The organism is Gemmatimonadaceae bacterium, assembly GCA_036504815.1.
Classification (GTDB): domain Bacteria; phylum Gemmatimonadota; class Gemmatimonadetes; order Gemmatimonadales; family Gemmatimonadaceae; genus PNKL01.
The window spans coordinates 1-17,554 of record DASXUN010000006.1 but is presented as its reverse complement, the minus strand read 5'-3'; the positions used below and the strand labels follow the sequence as shown (position 1 = coordinate 17,554).

Here is a 17,554-nt window from a genome sequence, read left to right as displayed (position 1 = left end):
TCTGTCGTACTCTGTCGTACTCTGTCCTATTCTGTCGTCTTCTGCCCCAATGATTCTCTCATTAGACCAAGGCACCACCTCCTCCCGCGCCATTCTCTTCGACCACGCCGGCGCCGTCGTCGCCGTCGCGCAAAAGGAGTTCCCGCAGCTCTTCCCGAAGCCGGGCTGGGTGGAGCACGATCCGTCCGACATCTGGGCAACGCAGCTTGGCGTCGCGGCGGAGGTGATGCAGAAGGCCAACGCCAGCGCGTCGAACATCGCCGCCATCGGCATCACGAACCAGCGCGAGACGACCATCGTCTGGGACCGCGAGACGGGACAGCCGGTCGCCAACGCCATCGTCTGGCAGGATCGCCGGACGGCGCCGATGTGCGACGCCATCCGCCAGCGACGCCTCGACCGGATAATCCGCCGAAAGACCGGGCTCGTCGTCGACGCCTACTTCTCGGCCACCAAGGTGCAGTGGATCCTCAAGCACGTGCCGGGCGCGCAGGCCCGGGCGAAGGCGGGCAAGCTCGCGTTCGGCACCGTGGACTCATGGCTCGTCTGGAAACTCACCGGCGGCGCCGTGCACGTGACCGATGCGAGCAACGCATCGCGCACGATGCTCTACGACATCCGCACGGGTGACTGGGACGACGAACTGCTGCGGCTCTTCGGCGTCCCTCGGTCCATGCTCCCCGAGGTGCGCTCGTCGAGCGAGGTCTACGGCCACACGGCGCTCCTCGGCGGCTCCATTCCGGTCGCGGGGATCGCGGGCGATCAGCAGGCGGCGCTCTTCGGACAGGTCTGCACGAAGCCCGGCATGGTGAAGAACACGTACGGCACCGGCTGCTTCATGCTGATGCACACCGGCACCACACCCATCGCGTCCAAGAACCGGCTGCTCACCACCGTCGCCTGGCGCCTCGGCCGACGCACCGAGTATGCGCTCGAGGGAAGCATCTTCATCGCCGGCGCCGTCGTCCAATGGCTGCGCGACGGACTCGGCATCATTCGATCGGCCGCCGAGGTGGAGCCGCTCGCGGCCTCGGTCTCCACGACGAACGGCGTGTATTTCGTGCCGGCGTTCACCGGGCTTGGCGCGCCGCACTGGGATCCGTACGCACGCGGCGTGATCGTCGGCCTCACCCGCGGGACGACGCGCGCGCACATCGCGCGTGCGGCGCTCGAAGGGATCGCCCTGCAGGTGATGGACGTGCTGCACGCCATGCAGGCGGACGGCGGCATCCGCCTGCGCGAGCTGCGCGTGGATGGCGGCGCGTGCGCCAACAACCTGCTCATGCAGATGCAGGCCGACCTGCTCGGCGTTCCCGTCGTCCGGCCCGTCGTCGCCGAGACGACCGCGCTCGGCGCCGCCTACCTGGCGGGGCTCGCCGTAGGCTACTGGAAGGACCGAGCGGACATCGCGCGCCAGTGGCAGGCGGACCGTCGCTTCGCACCAGCCATCACGCCGGCGGCGAGAAAGGCCCTCGCCGTCGGCTGGCGCCAGGCGCTGCTCCGCGCGAAGGGATGGAGCGCAAAGTAGCGGCGAACGTCAGTTCACGACCACCGTGCCGACCATGCCCGAGTGCAGGCTGCAGTCGTAGCCAAAGGTGCCGGCGGTGGAGAACACGCGCTGGACCCCGCTATTGGACGTGTTCCCGATGTTCGCCGGCGCGCCGGCCACGTTCGCGAAGATCACGTTGTGCGTGGTGGACTGGAACGTGAAGGTGACCGTCGTGCCCTTCGACACGGTGAGCGTGCCCGGCGTGAAGGTGTTGGAGGTCGTCGCGATGACCTCATTCGCGGCCGGCGCGGTCGGAGCCGGCGTCGGGGACGGTGACGGGGAGTACGGCGCGGTCGGCGAGTTGTAGCCGCCACCACCGCCGCCGCAGGCGGCGAGTAGAACCAGACCAGCAAGTGCTGCACGACTCCGCAACGTCGCGAACATGTGACCTCCGGGGGGTAAGGTACACTTCTTCACTACTGACAATCCTACAACTGAGATATTACCTGCTGACGGTCCGTCGTGTCACCACAGTGATCGATCCGGCGCCAGGACCCGTCCTCTATGCCACCAGGTCGCGCGCTTCTTCCGTGATCTGGCTCACACAGGCCTCCATTTCCGCCAGGCGCGTCCGGAAGCTCAGGACGCAGATGCGCGCCAAGTGTTTGCCATCCACCGTGCATCCGGTCAGCATCACCCGTCCGCGGGCCGTCACGCGCTCCATCAGTGCCGCCGTCGCCGCATTGCGCGCCTCCAGCGTGCGCAGCCGCGGCCCCTCGAGGTGGAAGGCGAACAGCGACAGCTGCGGCCACGCGTCCATCACGATACCCGGAATCCTCGCCACCTGTTCCGCCGCCCAGACGGCCAGCGTCCGCTTCTCGGCGATCGCGGCGCGATATCGGGCCGCGCCGTACAGCTTGAGCGCCATCCAGACGCGGAGGCCGGGGAAGCCGCGCGACAACTCGGGACCGTACTGGCTCGGGTCGTAGAACTCCGACTGTTGGGCCGGCAGGTACCCCGCCGTCGCCGCGTGGACGGCGCGCAGGGCCTCGCCATCGCGCACCAGCAGCGCCCCGGTGCCGTATGGCAGGAACATCCCCTTGTGCGGATCGAGCGTGAGCGAGTCGGCGCGCGGCAGGCCCGCGAGCAGCGGCCGGAGTTCCGGCACCGCATGGAAGAACGCGCCGTACGCGCCGTCGACGTGATGCCACAGTCCTTCGCGCGCGCACAGGTCGGCCACGGCATCCAGCGGATCGACGGCGCCGGTATTCGTGGTCCCGGCCGACGACGCCACCATGAAAGGCTGCAGCCCGGCCGTGCGGTCGGCGGCGATTGCAGACGCCAGCGCGTCGACGCGCATGCGGAACTGGCCGTCGCTGGGAATGATTCTCACGCGGTCGTGAAAGATGCCGGCGAGCTTCGCCGCCTTCTCGATGCAGTGGTGCCCCTGGTCCGAGGTGTACAGCGTTCCGCCGCGGATCTCCGGCCCCAGGTGCCGTTCGCGCGCGCACAGGATGGCGTTGAGCGTCGCCATCGAGCCGCCGCTCGTCAGCAGTCCGCTGGCCCCCGGCGGAAAGCCCATCCAGTCGCGGAGCCATTCCAGGACGTTGGCCTCGAGCTGCACGAGCGCCGGCGACGCTTGCCAGACGCCGGTGTACCGGTTCGTCGTGTCGGCGATGTAGTCGGCGAGCGCGGCCGGATACACGCCGCCTCCCGGGATGTACGCCAGGTAGCCGGGACCCGGCGTCGTGAAGGACCGCGGAATCAGCTCGTCGAAGAGCTGATCCAGCAGTGGATCGAGCGCCATTCCGTGCTCAGGCAGCGGCTCGCGCAGCGCGCGGCACAGCTCGGCGGCGTCAATGTCGCCGCGGCTCGGCTGGCGGTCGAGTGACGCCAGGTGCGCGACGGCGCGCTCGACCACGGCCTGTCCCATCGCACGCATCTGCGCGGGAGTGAGTTCAAGACTCGCCGCGTCACCCAGCGGCGCAAAGGGAGCGTTGAGGGCAGACATGGCACGAAAGATATCGGAGAGCGAAGAAGTCGGGGCGCGAATCCAAGACTCGCGCCCCCGCCCCCCCGCTTACCGGGCAGAACTGGCGCACATCGCGCTGATCCTGGGTGACGAGGATCGCGAAATCAAACGCCGCGCGCAGCGCCCGTTGGTCGGCGTGCCGGCCTACGTGGGCTTGAGAATGACCCCTTCACTCGTGCGGCCATTCATCCGAACGCCGAGCGGCTTCTCGAACTCGAGCAGCCGCACGTGGCCGTCCTCGGCGACCGCCGGCTGCGCGGCCAGCCACTCCCAGTCCACGAACCCGTCGCCAAACTCGGGGTTCGTCGTGAAGTACCCCACCTGAAACGACACGAGGTTCTGGAAGAAATGGCTTCCTTGCGACGGCGCCACGCGGAAGTCGCGGAATCCGGCCTCGACGATCACTCGCGCCCCGGAGATCTCGTCCCATCGCACCGGAATGCCCAGCCACGGATCGGCCGATCCCCACCGCCCCACGCCAACGAGCAGGTACGGCTCGCCGCGATCCACGAGCGTCGCGTTGAAGCGGGCGATGCTGCGGGCCGCGTCGCGGGTCTGCGCCCGGTCGAAGCGATGGAAGTCCACCACCACGGCATGCCGCAGGTTGTCGATGATGCCGTCGCCCAGCACGCGCGGGCTGCGGCACAGCACCGTGGCGGCATCGACGTTCGACACATCGAGATCGTGCATCTCGCGCGACAGCACCAGCGGCCGCAGCTGGAGGAAGCCGAACTCGTGCGGCTCCCCGGGACCCTGGGAGAGGCGGACCGCAAACTCGATCTCGCACGCGCGGTTCATGCCGCCGGCGCCGATCTCGAGCAGGTCCGTCACGAGCGGCGCCAGGGGGAACAACCCGTGCTTGAGGATCGGCGCGAAGCTCACCAGCCGCACACCGGGCCGCGAGAGTCCGTCGTAGATGACATCGTTCTCCGCCGAGTACGTCGAGCCGAGCGCGCGCAGCGTTCCGTCTTCCTCAGCCACCTCGAGTTCGTAGTTGCGCTCGCGCAGCCCCTCGTCCGCACTCGTGCCGGTGCCGGTGCCCGTGCCCGCCGTAAAGTCCACCGCCCAGAAATTCCGCTGCGAGTTCGCCAGGATGTCGCTGACGGACGAGAACTGGATGATGTTGCGCGGCGCGCGCGGGCAGAACGTCAGGACGCGCCCGCCTTCCACCACCGCCCGGCCGAGGCCGAGCGCGACGGCGGCGACGCCATCCTCGGCGCGAAGCGGCGCCGCCGGATAGAAATTGTACGAGCGCGCCACGCCCGAGAAATCCGGGTAAAAGCGCGGCCCGTGCTCCGCGCCGACGACGCGCTGGATGATGACCGCCATCTTCTCTTCCTCCAGGCGGTACGGCGTGGCCCGGAGGTAGGCCTTGGCGTTGCGCGTAAAGGTCGACGCATACACGCGCTTCACCGCCTCGACCAGCCGCGCGAGCCGCTCGTCGTGGTCGGGATGCCGGTTCGGCAGCATGAACGTGTCGTAGACGCCCGTGAACGGCTGGTACTGCGAGTCCTCCAGCAGGCTCGACGAGCGCACGGCCAGCGGCCAGCGCACCTGCCGCAGGAAGGCGTCAAGGTCGGCGAGGATCTCGTCGGGGAGCCGCGCCGTGAGGAACCGGCGCAACAGTTCGTCGTCATCCGAGCCGTGGATGGCGATCTCCAGCAGGTCGTTGTCGGCCAGGAACCGGTCGAAGACGTCCGTGCCAAGCACGACCGCCGGCGGTACGCCCACGCGCACGCCCTCGAACTTGCGATGGACGCCGTGCAGTCCCACAAGGCGCCGCACGAACGCGAGGCCGCGCGCCTTGCCGCCAATCGAGCCGCCGCCGATGCGCGCGAAGAACGGGACCGAGGCGTCGAACACCTCGCGATCGAAGTCGCCCACCTGGAGCTGTGACTGGTCGTCGCGATATTCGGCGATGGCGGCGATGAGCTTGGTGCGCAGGTCCTCGGGCGACGTATAGTCCGACACCCGGCGCGCCCGCAGGCGCTGGGCGAGGTCGAACTCGGCGCGCGCCGCCAGCCACGTGGAGAAGTGGTGGCGCTCACCGTGGTAGACGAGACTTTCGGCCGGGACGGTGGCCACCTTCACCTCGAGGTCGCGCAGGTCCTCCGCGCGCCCCACTTCGCGGCCGTCGGCGAGGCGGAAGACGAAATCGCCAAATGCAAAGTGCTCGACGATGAAGCCGTGCAGTTCGTGCAGCATCGTGGGCGATCCCTTCAGCACGAAGGGCAGTCCCTCGCTTGTCGCCCGCTCCTGGTAATCGGCGCGCCCCGACTGCATGAGGATCGGCACGTCCGGCGCCTCCACGCGAACGGCGCGCGCGAACGCGAACCCCGCGTCGCGCGCCAGCGTCCCGTCTCGCGGGAATTCCACGTCGGTGATCACGCCCAGCACATGTTCGCGATAGCGCGACCACTGCGCCCACGCCTCTTCGTAGGAGGTGCAGAGCAGGATCTTGGGACGCGCCCGCAGGCGGACGAGCTTGTGCGAGAGGTTGCTCCCCTCCCCCAGCGCATTCGCCGACTGCCGGATGATCTCGGTGTAGACCTTTGGCAGCAGCGACGAGTAGAACCGCATGCTGTCCTCGACGAGGAGGACGACGCGCACGCCCGTGGTCGCCGTGTCGTGCGCGACGTTGCGCTGGTCCTCCACGTAGTTGACCATCGCCAGCAGGATGCGTGCATCGCCCTGCCACATGAAGCAGCGGTCGATGAGCGACAGGTCCGCGCGCGACTCGAAGTCCTTGAACTCGCGGTGGTCGTAGGCCAGCACGAGCACCGGCACGTCCAGCCCCGCCTCGGCCAGCCGGCGCGCCAGTTCCGTGGCGTCCATGTCGCCCGGATTGATGGTCGTGATGACGAGGTTGAACTGGCGCTGCGCCTTGGCCTTGGTGATTGCCTCGGCGCCGCTGGAGACGTGGGTGATGTGCGGCGTGTGATGCGTATCGAGGTCGATGAACTCGCGCATCACGAGTTCGTTCAGCCGGCCGTCTTCCTGCAGCGTGAACGCGTCGTACAGGCTCGACACGAGCAGGATATCCTGCACGCGGTACGGCATCAGGTCCTGGAACAATTCGCTCGGCAGCGCATCGTCCAGTTTCGTCACCGGCACTCGCTCAGCCACGCGCCCTCCGCAATCACGGTTTTCCCATCCGCCATCGGCCATCCGCCATCAGCCATCGGCCGCCCCGCCACAGATGGCCGATGGCCGATGGCGGATGGCCGATGACCCCCAAATGTAAGAGCGCGGAGTGGCACCCGCCCACCCCGCGCTCGTCTACCGCCAGGAACCGCCGGCCGTTACACCGCGCCCTGATCCATCATCGCGTTGGCCACCTTGAGGAAGCCGGCGATGTTCGCGCCGTTCACCAGGTTGCCCGGCGAGCCATAGGCCGCGGCGGCCTCGCTCGACGCCTTGTAGATGCTCTTCATGATCCCGTGCAGCTTGGCATCCACTTCCTCGCGCGACCAGTTGTAGCGCATGCTGTTCTGCGACATCTCGAGCCCCGACACGGCCACGCCGCCGGCGTTCGCCGCCTTGCCCGGCGCGAACATCACGCCGTGCTTCTGGAATGCCTCCACCGCCTCCGGCGTGCTCGGCATGTTGGCGCCCTCCACCACCGCGAGGCATCCGTTCTTCACCAGCTCCGCCGCGTCGTTGCCGTCGAGTTCGTTCTGTGTCGCGCAGGGGAGCGCCACGTCCACCTTGACGCCCCACGGACGCTTGCCGGCGTGGAACTTCGCGCCCTTGAACTTGTCCGCGTACGGCGCCACCACGTCCTGGCCCGACGCGCGCAGCTTGAGCATGAACTCCCACTTCTCGCCGGCGATGCCGTCGGGATCGTGCACGAAGCCGTCGGGACCCGAGATCGTGACCACCTTGCCGCCCAGGTCTCCCACTTTCTTCACGGCGCCCCACGCCACGTTGCCGAAGCCCGACACGGCCACGAGCTTGCCCTGGAAATCCGTCCCCTTCGACGCGAGCATCTCCTGCGCGAAGTAGACGGCGCCGAAGCCCGTGGCCTCTGGACGAATGAGCGAGCCGCCCCAGTTGAGCCCCTTCCCCGTCAGCACGCCGGTGAACTCGTTCTTCAGCCGCTTGTACTGCCCGAACAGGAAGCCGATCTCGCGGCCACCCACGCCAATGTCGCCGGCGGGCACGTCGGTGTTGGCGCCGATGTGGCGGAAGAGCTCCGTCATGAAGCTCTGGCAGAAGTGCATCACCTCGGTGTCGCTCTTCCCCTTCGGGTCGAAGTCGCTGCCGCCCTTGCCGCCGCCCATCGGGAGCGTGGTGAGCGAGTTCTTGAACACCTGCTCGAAGGCGAGGAACTTCAGGATGCCGAGGTTCACCGACGGGTGGAAGCGCAGGCCGCCCTTGTACGGGCCGATCGCGCTGTTCATCTCGATGCGGAAGCCGCGGTTGATCTGGATCTCGCCGTGATCGTCCACCCACGGCACGCGGAACAGGATCACGCGCTCGGGCTCGATCATCCGCTCCATGATGTGCGCGGCCTTGTACTCCGGATGCTGGTCGAGCACGAGGCTCAGCGAGTCGACGACCTCATGCACCGCCTGATGGAACTCAGGCTCGGCCGGATTCTGCGCGACCACCTTTTCCATGATGGCGGCCACGTAGGCCTTGCCGGCGAGGTTCTTCAACTGGCTGAGTGAGCGCGCGTCGCGCGGGGGTATGGCGGTCATGTGGTCCGCTTCCTGTGTATGAAGAGCTCCGAAGAGCACGATGGTGACGGGGACACGGTTTGCGACTGCCTTGGAGAATACCTTCTGGAGCCGCAGGACGGCGACAGGGAAGTTGCCATCCCCGTATAAGGTAAAGTCGGGCTTGCATCGTCCAACCCTGCCGCCGGCCGATCGGTGCGGTGCGCCACCTGGGCTCTTTCACCACGGAGGCACGGAGCACTGCCAGAGGGCCACGGAGAGCTGCAAAGACTGGGGTCAAAGACGTCGCGCCACGCACATGTTTGGGTGGCGCGCGCCGTTTCTCCACACAGTTGCAGTCCTCCGTGGCCCTCAGGCAGTGCTCCGTGCCTCCGTGATGATGAAGGCCGGCGCACCGCACGGCGACTCACACGGCAGCGAGCGTCTCCGCGTCGAGCCGCCGCTGCAACTGCGCCCACCGCGCGTCGATCTCCGACTGGATGTGCGTCACCTGCTCGGCGTTCAGGTGGCGGAACCGCCCCTGGCGCCGCAGGTACGGCTCCACTGGATCGCCCGCATGATCCATCGTGAGCCGCCAGCGCTGTCCGTACTCCACCTCGAGCATCGGGAAGACGCGGCTCTGCACCGCCAGGCGCGCGAGTTCGAGTCCCTCGTCGTCGCCGCACTTCCACCCCGGCGGACACGGCGACAACAAATGCATGAACCGCGTGCCGCGCGCCTGCTTCATCTTCATGACTTTCTCGATGAAGTCGGCCGGGTAGGCCGGCGTCGCCGTCGCCGCGTATGGGATGCCGTGCGCCGCCATGATCGCCAGCATGTCCTTCTTGGGCGAGGCCTCCGGGAACTGCGCCGGCGTCGTCGTCGTCCACGCGCCCCACGGCGTCGCCGACGAGCGCTGGATGCCGGTGTTCATGTACGCCTCGTTGTCGTAGCAGAAGTACATGATGTTCTCGTTGCGCTCCGCCGCGCCCGACAGCGACTGCAGGCCGATGTCGAACGTGCCGCCATCGCCCACCCAGACGATCACGTTTGTGTCGTGCTTCCCCTGCATGTCGAGCGCCGCGCGCACGCCGGACGCCACGGCGGGGCCGGTCGCGAACGCGGTGTGAAAGACCGGCACCTGCAGCGAACTCTGCGGCCACGGCCCGGAGATGATCGTGAAGCAGCTCGCCGGGATCACCGCCACCGTGTTCGGCCCAAGCGCGTTCAGCGCGAGCTTCATGGCCAGCGGTGCCGCGCAGCCGGGACACGCGAGGTGACCGGAGGCGAGCAGCTTCCCCTCGGGGATGAGTTGGTCGATGCGCACCTGGCTCACGGATTCACCCCCACCCAAAGGTCCTCGCGCGACGGCACCTGCCCCGCGCGCGTCTGTGCGATCACGTCGTCAATCACCGCCGGCGTGATGTCGCGGCCGCCAAGCCCCAGCACGAAACCGAACAGCTCCGGACGCTCCGCATCGGGCAGGTCGTACAGCGCCGAGCGCAGCTCCTCGGCGAAGATGCCGCCGTGCCCCGGCGACACGTTGCGGTCGAGCACCGCCACGCGCGGCACGCCGCGCAGCGCATCGCGCAGCAGCGCCGACGGGAACGGGCGGAACATCTTCACCTTCAGCACGCCAATCTTCTCGCCCTGCGCACGCCGCGCATCGACCACTGCGCGCGCCGTGCTCGTCACCGTCCCGCTCGTCACGAGCAGCAGTTCCGCGTCCTGGGCGCGATAGGCTTCGATGGCGCCATACGAGCGGCCGAACATTCGCTGCCAGTCCTTCTCGATCGCCGCGAGCGTCTCGGGCACGTGGTTCAGCGCCTCCTGCTGCAGCCAGCGCATTTCCATGTACGCGTCGGGTTTCACCAGGCCGCCGAACGCGTGCGGGTGCTCGGTGTCCAGGCGGTACGGCGCCTCGCGCTTGGGGAGGAACCGGTCCACCATCTCCTGGTCCGGAATGTCGACCGGCTCCGCGGTGTGCGACAGGTAGAAGCCGTCGAGCATCAGCATCACGGGAACGTCCAGCGCTTCCGCCAGCTTGAACGCCATCACCGTCGTGTCCACCACTTCCTGGTTGTGCTCGCAGTATAGCTGCACCCACCCGGTGTCCCGCTGCGACAGGCTGTCGTTCTGGTCGGTCCAGATGTTCCACGGCGCGCCGACGGCGCGGTTCACGTCCACCATCACGATGGGGAGCCGCGCCCCGCCCGCCCAGTGCAACATCTCGTGCATGTAGAGCAGGCCGTGCGAACTCGACGCCGTGAAGGTGCGCACGCCGGTGGCGCTCGCCCCGATGACGGCGGCCATCGCCGAATGCTCCGACTCCACCTTGATGAACCGCGCCGGCAGCGTGCCGTCGGCGCACATCTCGCTGAGCTTCTCCACCACCTGCGTCTGCGGCGTGATCGGATACGCGGAGATCACCTCCACGCGCGCCAGCCGCACCCCCCAGGCAACGGCGTGGTTTCCCACCATCACTTTCTTCATGGCCGGTCCTGCGTCATGGTGATCGCCCCTCGCGGACACTCCGCGGCGCAGATGCCGCATCCCTTGCAGTAGTCCATCGCCACCACATACGCGCCGCCCTCGGCGTGCGTGATGGCCGCGTCCGGGCAGAAGATCAGGCAGACGTCGCACTCGGTGCAGACGCCGCAGTTGAGGCAGCGCTGCGCCTCGTCCATCGCGTCCGCGGCGGAGAGCCCCGCGTTCACCTCGTCAAAGCCCTGCGCGGCGAGGTCGCTCGGCAGGTGCGGATCGGCGTGCCGCTCGACGCGGCGGAACTGCGTGAAGTTCAGGTCGTCGGGCTTCACCACGGTGTTGAGCGGCGCCGTGCGACGAATCGGATCGCGTCCGCTCCAGCGCGCGGCGCTCAGGTTGCCCTCGGCGAATCGCAGCGCGTTGAGCTCGGCCGTGTCGCCGTGATGATGCCGCAAGTGCCGGTCGATGCCGATCGCCGCGCGCTTGCCCGCGCCGAGCGCGTCAGCCACCGTGCGCTCCAGATCGGTCACGTCCCCGCTCGCATAGAGCAGGTCCCTGGTCGTGCCGCCCAGCGCGTCGACGCGCAGGCCGGAGTCGGACCCCTCGACGTCAGGGAAGAAGTTCTGCAACGCGGACGACTCGCCGATCGCCGTCAGCACCGTGTCGGCCTCGAGCGTGAACTGCTCGCCGGTCGGCACCGGACGGCGGCGGCCGCTCGCATCGGGCTCGCCCAGCGCCATGCGCTCGCACACCATGGCGCTGACGCGGCCGTTCGTTTCATTGAACGAGAGCGGGTTGGCGAGGAAGACGAACTCCGCCCCCTCGCGCATCGCGTCCTCGATCTCTTCCTTGATGGCCGGCATCTGCTCGCGCGTGCGACGATACGCGACGGTCACCTTGGCGCCGAGCCGCATCGCCGAGCGCGCACAATCCATCGCGGTGTTGCCGCCGCCCACGACCAGCACGCGCTGGCCCAGGGCGGGGCGCTTGCCGCTGTTCACTTCACGCAGGAAGGCCAGTCCGGGGCGGACACCCGCCAGGTCCTCGCCCGGCACCCCGAGCGCGCGGCTCGTGTGGGCGCCGGTCGAGATGCAGACCGCGTTGAACGACTTGGTCAGCTCGCTCCACGCAATGTCGGTTCCCACGCGCACGCCGCACTTGATCTCGACCCCGTGCGCCGCCACGCGCGCGATGTCGCGGTCGAGCACGTCGCGCCGCAGGCGATACTCGGGGATCCCGAGGCGCAGCATGCCGCCGGCCGCATCGGCCGACTCGAAGATGGTGACGCCATACCCGAGCCGGGCGAGATGATAGCCGCAGGCCAGTCCCGCCGGTCCCGAGCCCACCACCGCCACGCGCTCGGCGCGCGGCGTCCCCCGCACCACCGGCGCGGGACGCTGGTGCGCGAGGTCGCCCAGCATGCGTTCGACGGCGTGAATGGCCACCGCGCCGTCGAGCGCGTGGCGATTGCACGCGTTCTCGCACGGGTGATGGCACACCCGTCCGGTCACGGCCGGCAGGGGATTCTCCGTGAGCAGCAGGTCGCGCGCCTCGTCCACCCGCCCCTCGCGGAGCAGGTTCATGTACCCTTCGATGTCGATCCCCACCGGGCATCGCGCGTTGCACGGCGCCACGCGGTCGTGGTAGGCGGGCATCTGGTATTTCCACGATCCCGTGCGCGTGACCAGCGTGGAGGTGCTGCTCATCGCCACCTGCGGCACCGCATGCGGGCCCGGGGTCGTCGTCATCGACTCAGACACGGGCCACCTCCCGCACGTCGGCGCTTCCCATCGGCGCATGGCGCACGGCCACCATGGCCTCCATGGCGGCCGCGATGTTGGCGTCGATCTGCACCGGCACCTCTTCCTTGATGGCGTTGATCATGTTCGCAACCGAGATCAGGCCGGTGTCGGCGGCGTAGGCACCGAGGATCGCCGTGTTCACGATGGGCTGGGCCTTGCCGCCCAGGCCGTGCCGCACGGCGATGCCGGTGGCGTCCACGGTGCTCACGTGCGCCCGCGCCAGCAGGTCCGGAAAATCCCCCGGCGCCTGCTCGGTGTTGATGAGGATGCGGCCGCCGAGCTTGAGTCCCGAGGTGATGTCCGTCGTCCCGATCAGCGTCGGGTCGAGCACGATCAGCTCGTCGGGCTCGTGGATCTCGCAGCGCAGCTTGAGCGGCTCGTCGTCGACGCGCAGGAAGGCCGTCACCGGCGAACCGCGGCGCTCGACGCCGAACATGGGGAAGGACTGGACTTCTCGCCCTTCGAGAAAGAGTGCCACGGCAAGCAACTTCGAGGCGATGACCGTGCCTTGTCCGCCGCGGCCGTGCAGTCGGAGTTCACGCATGGGTGGATTTCTGTGGTCGGGTTGGCTCGCCGGCGGCATCACCGGTGGCGTCACGATGTTCGTCGCACACGCCGTTCGTCGATCGGTCGCAGTGCTCGCAGTCGACACGGACCGCGGCGCAGGGAACGCCGTCGGATTGCGCAATCTGGCAGGGCACGCCAGTGCCGGACTGCGGAGAGTCCGCGGCGCGCGCAGGAACTGCCGGGGCGACGCTCATGATCCCTTCCCGTTCCGTTTGGACGCAGCGGTCATTTGACCGCCGACAACGTCATACTAACGGAGGGGTCGGGAAAGGATGGTGGGGCGAACGCCTGTCATTCACGTACGAGATAGCCGCACAAGCGAAAGTCAAACCGAACGGAACGAGGAGGAAGATCACTGGCGCGCACCAGGTCTCCCTCCTCGTTCCACCTCTCCTCCCTCGTTCCGTAGCCTCTACCCCCTCCTCGTTCCGATCGAGGGTTTCGCCTCTACCCCCCCCTCCTCGTTCCGTTCACTTCGCAACCTTCTTCCGCGGCACGCGCTCATCCGCCATCGCCGCATGATACGCGTACGATGCCATCACGACGGCGTTCTTCATAAGGTCGTTGGCATTGATCGTCTCGAGGTAATCGAGATTGGTGTGCCCGGCGCTCCCCGGCAGGCGGTCCTGGATGAACTGGAAGCCCGGCAGCCCCGCGTCGTCGAACGGCACGTGGTCGGTGCTGCCGACGCTCTGGTTGCTCACGGTGGTCATCCCGAAGTCGCGGAAGGGCTCCATCCACGCGGCGAGCATCGTGCGCGCCGCTTCGTTCCCCTGCAGGTAGATGCCGCGGTACTGCCCCGCCCCGTAATCCTGGTTGAAGTACGCCGAGAGCTTCTCGTACGCCGGCTTGGGCGGGTTTAGCGAGTCGCGAGGCGAACCGAAATGCGTGCGCACGTACGCCCGCGATCCCCAGAGCCCCTGCTCTTCGCCGTTCCAGAGCGCCACGCGGATGGTGCGCCGCGGCTTCACGCCCACCGCCTTCAGGATGCGCGCCGCCTCGAGCGCCACCGCGACGCCGGAAGTGTTGTCGCTCGAGTTCGGGCTGGCGTGCCAGGTGTCGAAGTGGGCGCCGATCATCACGACTTCGTCCTTCAGGTCGGTGCCCGGGATTTCGCCGATGAGGTTGGCCGCCTGCTCCACCTTCTCGCCAATCCGGTTGCGCACCTCGACCTCGATCTTCACGGGTATGCCGCGCGTGAGAATTCGATGCATGCGGTTGTAGTGCTCGGGCGTGACGGCCACGATGGCCGGCGACGCCAGCATCCCGGCGCGCGCCCATCCGTCTTCGCGTGAGCCGGGACGAGAGAAGCCCCGCACGTAGCCGACGCCGCCGCTTTCACTCTGCAGGACGACGGCCACGCCCTCCGCGGCGTAAAACGCCGTCTTCTCCACCGCGGAGAGCAGCTCCGGATTCCGCACCGTGCGTGGCGGCGCCGGACGCGGGGGCACGATCACCGTGCGCTCGATCGCGGCCAGCTCGGCCTCGGTGAGCCGCGGCGTGCCCGCCGCCATCGCGTCGGTGTTCACCGGCGCGGGCGGCGTGACCAGCACCGCCTTGCCGCGCAGCGTGCCGCGGTACTTCTCCAGGTCGGCGCGTGACTGCAGGTCCAGGAGCACGGCCTCCGCCACCACCTTGCCGTTCGTGCCGTTGGTGTGCGCGATCGGATAGGCCGTTATCGGCGTGTAGTCGGGCGCGAGCAGGTGCAGCGAGACGTACTCGTTGTCCCACGTGACGCCGTAGTCCATGAACGGCTCGAATGCGACGTTCACGAGCCCGATACGCGTCATCTCGGCGGACGCCCACTGCTGCGCGCGCTGCATGTCGCGTGACATGGTGAGCCGCGCGCCGAGGACGTCGGTCATGTACGACTCGAGGTCCATCACGCGCGAGCGCTGGAGACCCTCCTCGCGGATCTTCGCGACCATCGCCCAGTCGACGGAGGCGGGGCCGCCAGCGGCGGCGGCAGTCGTGCCCAGCAACAGGGCGAGGATCGCGATGCGGCGAATGGCGTTCATGGGAATGATCACGGGTTCGAAGTGAAGGCGTGGCGACGGCGTGGTGACGAAAGTGCAGCAGAAGCGCTGAAGATGCGACGGCACGGTTCGACGCGGCGTGTCGATGCGTAAACGTTTGTCTTCTTTCACGTTGCATGAAGGCATACGCCGGGTAACGTCGTGCCATTTCACCACCTTCGGAGGCAGCGATTGGGGGTTAGTGAGACTACGTAAAGGAATCCCTCAATCGCTGTATAACTATGTCCCAGTTCGATTTAGGTATGCCACCCGACAGATGAGCATCACTCTCACCTGCACATTTCTTGCTGCCCGACTGCCGTTCGGCAGGGCTGGATCAATAAGTAGCGGGCAGCAAGAGCATTTCACTCGTGTGTGCACCTCAGGAGGGTGCCATGACATTTTTCAACGTTCGAGGAAGTGGCATTCGCTCGATGCGGCCGCTGACTTGGCTCGTCGGCAGTGCGCTCGTGGCGGCGGTGGCGTTTGCGCCCGTCGCGGCGAGCGGCCAGGCAAAGGCGCAGAAAGCGGACGCTGCCGTCTCGGGTGCGACCTACGTCGGTCAGGAGACCTGCGTCGGTTGCCATGAGAAGGTGGCGTCGGCCGGTCTGCACGCCAAGGCGGCCGACCTCCGCACGCCCGCCGGCGGCAAGGGCTGCGAGTCCTGCCACGGTCCGGGCAGCAAGCACGCGGACGATCCCGAAAAGGTGAAGCCGCTCCAGTTCAACAAGGCGAGCGCGGTGGAGGCCTCGGCGGCCTGCACGTCGTGCCACAGCGGCAGCGAGCACGCCTTCTGGGCCAACAGCAAGCACGAAGCGCGCAACGTGAGCTGCGTCTCGTGCCACAGCGTGCACAGCCCCAAGGGCGCGCCGCAGCTGAAGGAAGCGTCGCAGGCCAAGCTGTGCAGCAGCTGTCACCAGGCGATTGCCAACAAGGTGCAGCGCTTCAATCACATGCCGGTGCGCGAGGACAAGATGGCATGCTCGTCGTGCCACAACGTCCACGGCTCGGCCAACGTCCGGATGCTCAAGGCCGGCACGAACATCGACCAGAGCTGCGTCAGCTGCCACCAGGAGAAGCGCGGTCCGTTCCTGTGGGAGCACGCCCCGGTCGCCAACTCGTGCGTGACGTGCCATGACGCGCACGGATCGAGCAACGACCGCATGCTCGTCGCCAAGCAGCCGGGCATCTGCCAGCGCTGCCACGTGACGTCACGCCATCCGCCAACGGTCTACGACAAGTTCGTCCTCCAGAATTCGTCGAACGCCAACAAGATCACGGGCCGCTCGTGCCTGAACTGCCACCAGCAGATTCACGGCTCCAACAACCCCAACGGCAAGGCGTTCCTACGCTAAGGGAGAGGGAGACAGAGATGCGCACTAGCTACATTTTCTCGGCCGCGCTCCTCGTGCTCGCTTCCGCCAGCGTGGCGGGAGCGCAGCAGAAGGCGGCGGCGCCGGCAAAGCCGGCTTGGGAACAGACCTGGGAGCTCGGCTTCCGGTCCACGACGACCACCGGCGACGAGGGCCGCTATCAGCGGTATGAGGACCTCAAGTCCGGCCTGGCCAGCAAGATCCTCATCGGCAAGGAAACCGACGCCGTGGCCTATGATTTCAGCGCCGCGAACGTCGGGTACGATGATCAGAATTTCTCGTTCAGCTACAACCGGTATGGCAAGGCGAAGTTCACGCTCGACTTCAATGGCCAGCCGCTGAACTATGCGTTCAACACCCTGACGCCCTTCCGGGACGCCGGGAACAACAAGTGGACGCTCGACCCGGCGCTCCGCACCCGCGTGCAGAACAAGGAAGTGGGTGTGGTCGGCATCGGCACGACGGCCGCGACCAACGTGGCCTCGATCTACCGGTCGATCGCCACGGAGTTCCCGATGTCGGCGCAGCGCAACACGCTCGACATGGGCCTCAAGTACACGCTCAACAAGCTGGCCAGCGTCGACTTCAGCTACAAGATGGTGCAGAAGTCGGGCAACCAGCCGTGGGGCGCGGCCTTCGCGTTCAGCGACGCGCAGGAACTGCCCATGACGCTCGACAACGGCGTCAATGAGATCACCGCCGGCCTCGAGCTCGCCAAGAACGAGTACGGCATGGTCCGCGCCGAGTACCAGGGTTCGTTCTTCAAGCAGAACCTGGCCTCGATGGAATGGGACAACCCGCTCCGCGCGACGGACTTCGACAACGGCAAGACGCCGCCGGCCGGTCCGTGGGATCCGAGCGGCTATTCCAACGGCAACGGCCCGGCGTTCGGCCGCATGTCGATGGCGCCGAGCAGCGCGATGAACACGCTGAAGCTCACGGCGCTGTACAAGATGCCGAACCACACGACGCTGAACGGCCAGATCGCGCTCATTCGCATGACGCAGGACGATGACCTCCTGCCGTTCACGACGAACACGAAGATCGCGCAGCCCGCGACCTACGCGTTCTTCCCCGGCCTGGCGTCCCTGCACCGCCCGACCGCCGAAGGCCAGGTGGATGCCCTCAACG

At 67.6% G+C, this 17,554-nt stretch carries 12 protein-coding genes; 3 read left to right on the top strand and 9 right to left on the bottom strand.

Annotated elements, in window-relative coordinates:
• Positions 1-49: 49 nt before the first annotated feature.
• A complete protein-coding gene (gene glpK / locus VGJ96_03100) occupies positions 50-1,528 on the top strand; it encodes a glycerol kinase GlpK (protein ID HEY3286089.1) in 1,479 nt (492 codons plus the stop codon).
• Between the two features lie 9 nt (positions 1,529-1,537).
• Here the strand turns inward: glpK and VGJ96_03095 are convergent, their stop codons facing one another.
• The 9 genes from VGJ96_03095 to VGJ96_03055 form a co-directional block, all read right to left on the bottom strand.
• Positions 1,538-1,933, bottom strand: coding sequence for a plastocyanin/azurin family copper-binding protein (locus VGJ96_03095; protein HEY3286088.1), 396 nt, complete (start codon positions 1,931-1,933; stop codon positions 1,538-1,540).
• 118 nt (positions 1,934-2,051) lie between these two features.
• Positions 2,052-3,500: an aminotransferase class V-fold PLP-dependent enzyme gene (locus VGJ96_03090; protein HEY3286087.1), complete on the bottom strand. Its 1,449-nt coding sequence runs from the start codon at positions 3,498-3,500 to the stop codon at positions 2,052-2,054.
• Positions 3,501-3,665: 165 nt separating this feature from the next.
• On the bottom strand, positions 3,666-6,647 hold the full coding sequence (locus VGJ96_03085; protein ID HEY3286086.1) for a PEP/pyruvate-binding domain-containing protein: 2,982 nt from the start codon (positions 6,645-6,647) through the stop codon (positions 3,666-3,668).
• A 176-nt stretch (positions 6,648-6,823) separates the two neighbouring features.
• Positions 6,824-8,224, bottom strand: a complete 1,401-nt coding sequence (gene gdhA / locus VGJ96_03080; protein ID HEY3286085.1) for an NADP-specific glutamate dehydrogenase — start codon at positions 8,222-8,224, stop codon at positions 6,824-6,826.
• 385 nt (positions 8,225-8,609) lie between these two features.
• A complete protein-coding gene (locus VGJ96_03075) occupies positions 8,610-9,518 on the bottom strand; it encodes a thiamine pyrophosphate-dependent enzyme (protein ID HEY3286084.1) in 909 nt (302 codons plus the stop codon).
• A complete protein-coding gene (locus tag VGJ96_03070) occupies positions 9,515-10,675 on the bottom strand; it encodes a hypothetical protein (protein ID HEY3286083.1) in 1,161 nt (386 codons plus the stop codon). The genes VGJ96_03075 and VGJ96_03070 overlap by 4 nt, the downstream gene beginning before the upstream one ends.
• Positions 10,672-12,414 carry an NAD(P)-binding protein gene (locus VGJ96_03065; protein ID HEY3286082.1) on the bottom strand — a complete coding sequence of 581 codons (1,743 nt, stop codon included), beginning with the start codon at positions 12,412-12,414 and terminating at the stop codon, positions 10,672-10,674. The genes VGJ96_03070 and VGJ96_03065 overlap by 4 nt, the downstream gene beginning before the upstream one ends.
• Positions 12,415-12,418: 4 nt before the next feature.
• Positions 12,419-13,012, bottom strand: coding sequence for a 2-oxoacid:acceptor oxidoreductase family protein (locus VGJ96_03060; GenBank protein HEY3286081.1), 594 nt, complete (start codon positions 13,010-13,012; stop codon positions 12,419-12,421).
• Between the two features lie 493 nt (positions 13,013-13,505).
• Positions 13,506-15,065, bottom strand: coding sequence for a M20/M25/M40 family metallo-hydrolase (locus VGJ96_03055; protein ID HEY3286080.1), 1,560 nt, complete (start codon positions 15,063-15,065; stop codon positions 13,506-13,508).
• A 380-nt stretch (positions 15,066-15,445) separates the two neighbouring features.
• Here VGJ96_03055 and VGJ96_03050 point away from each other — a divergent pair, with 380 nt between their 5' ends.
• Together VGJ96_03050 and VGJ96_03045 are read left to right on the top strand one after the other, a co-directional pair.
• Positions 15,446-16,405 carry a DmsE family decaheme c-type cytochrome gene (locus VGJ96_03050; protein HEY3286079.1) on the top strand — a complete coding sequence of 320 codons (960 nt, stop codon included), beginning with the start codon at positions 15,446-15,448 and terminating at the stop codon, positions 16,403-16,405.
• 17 nt (positions 16,406-16,422) lie between these two features.
• On the top strand, positions 16,423-17,554 hold a 1,132-nt coding region (locus VGJ96_03045), incomplete at its 3' end, for an MtrB/PioB family outer membrane beta-barrel protein (protein ID HEY3286078.1).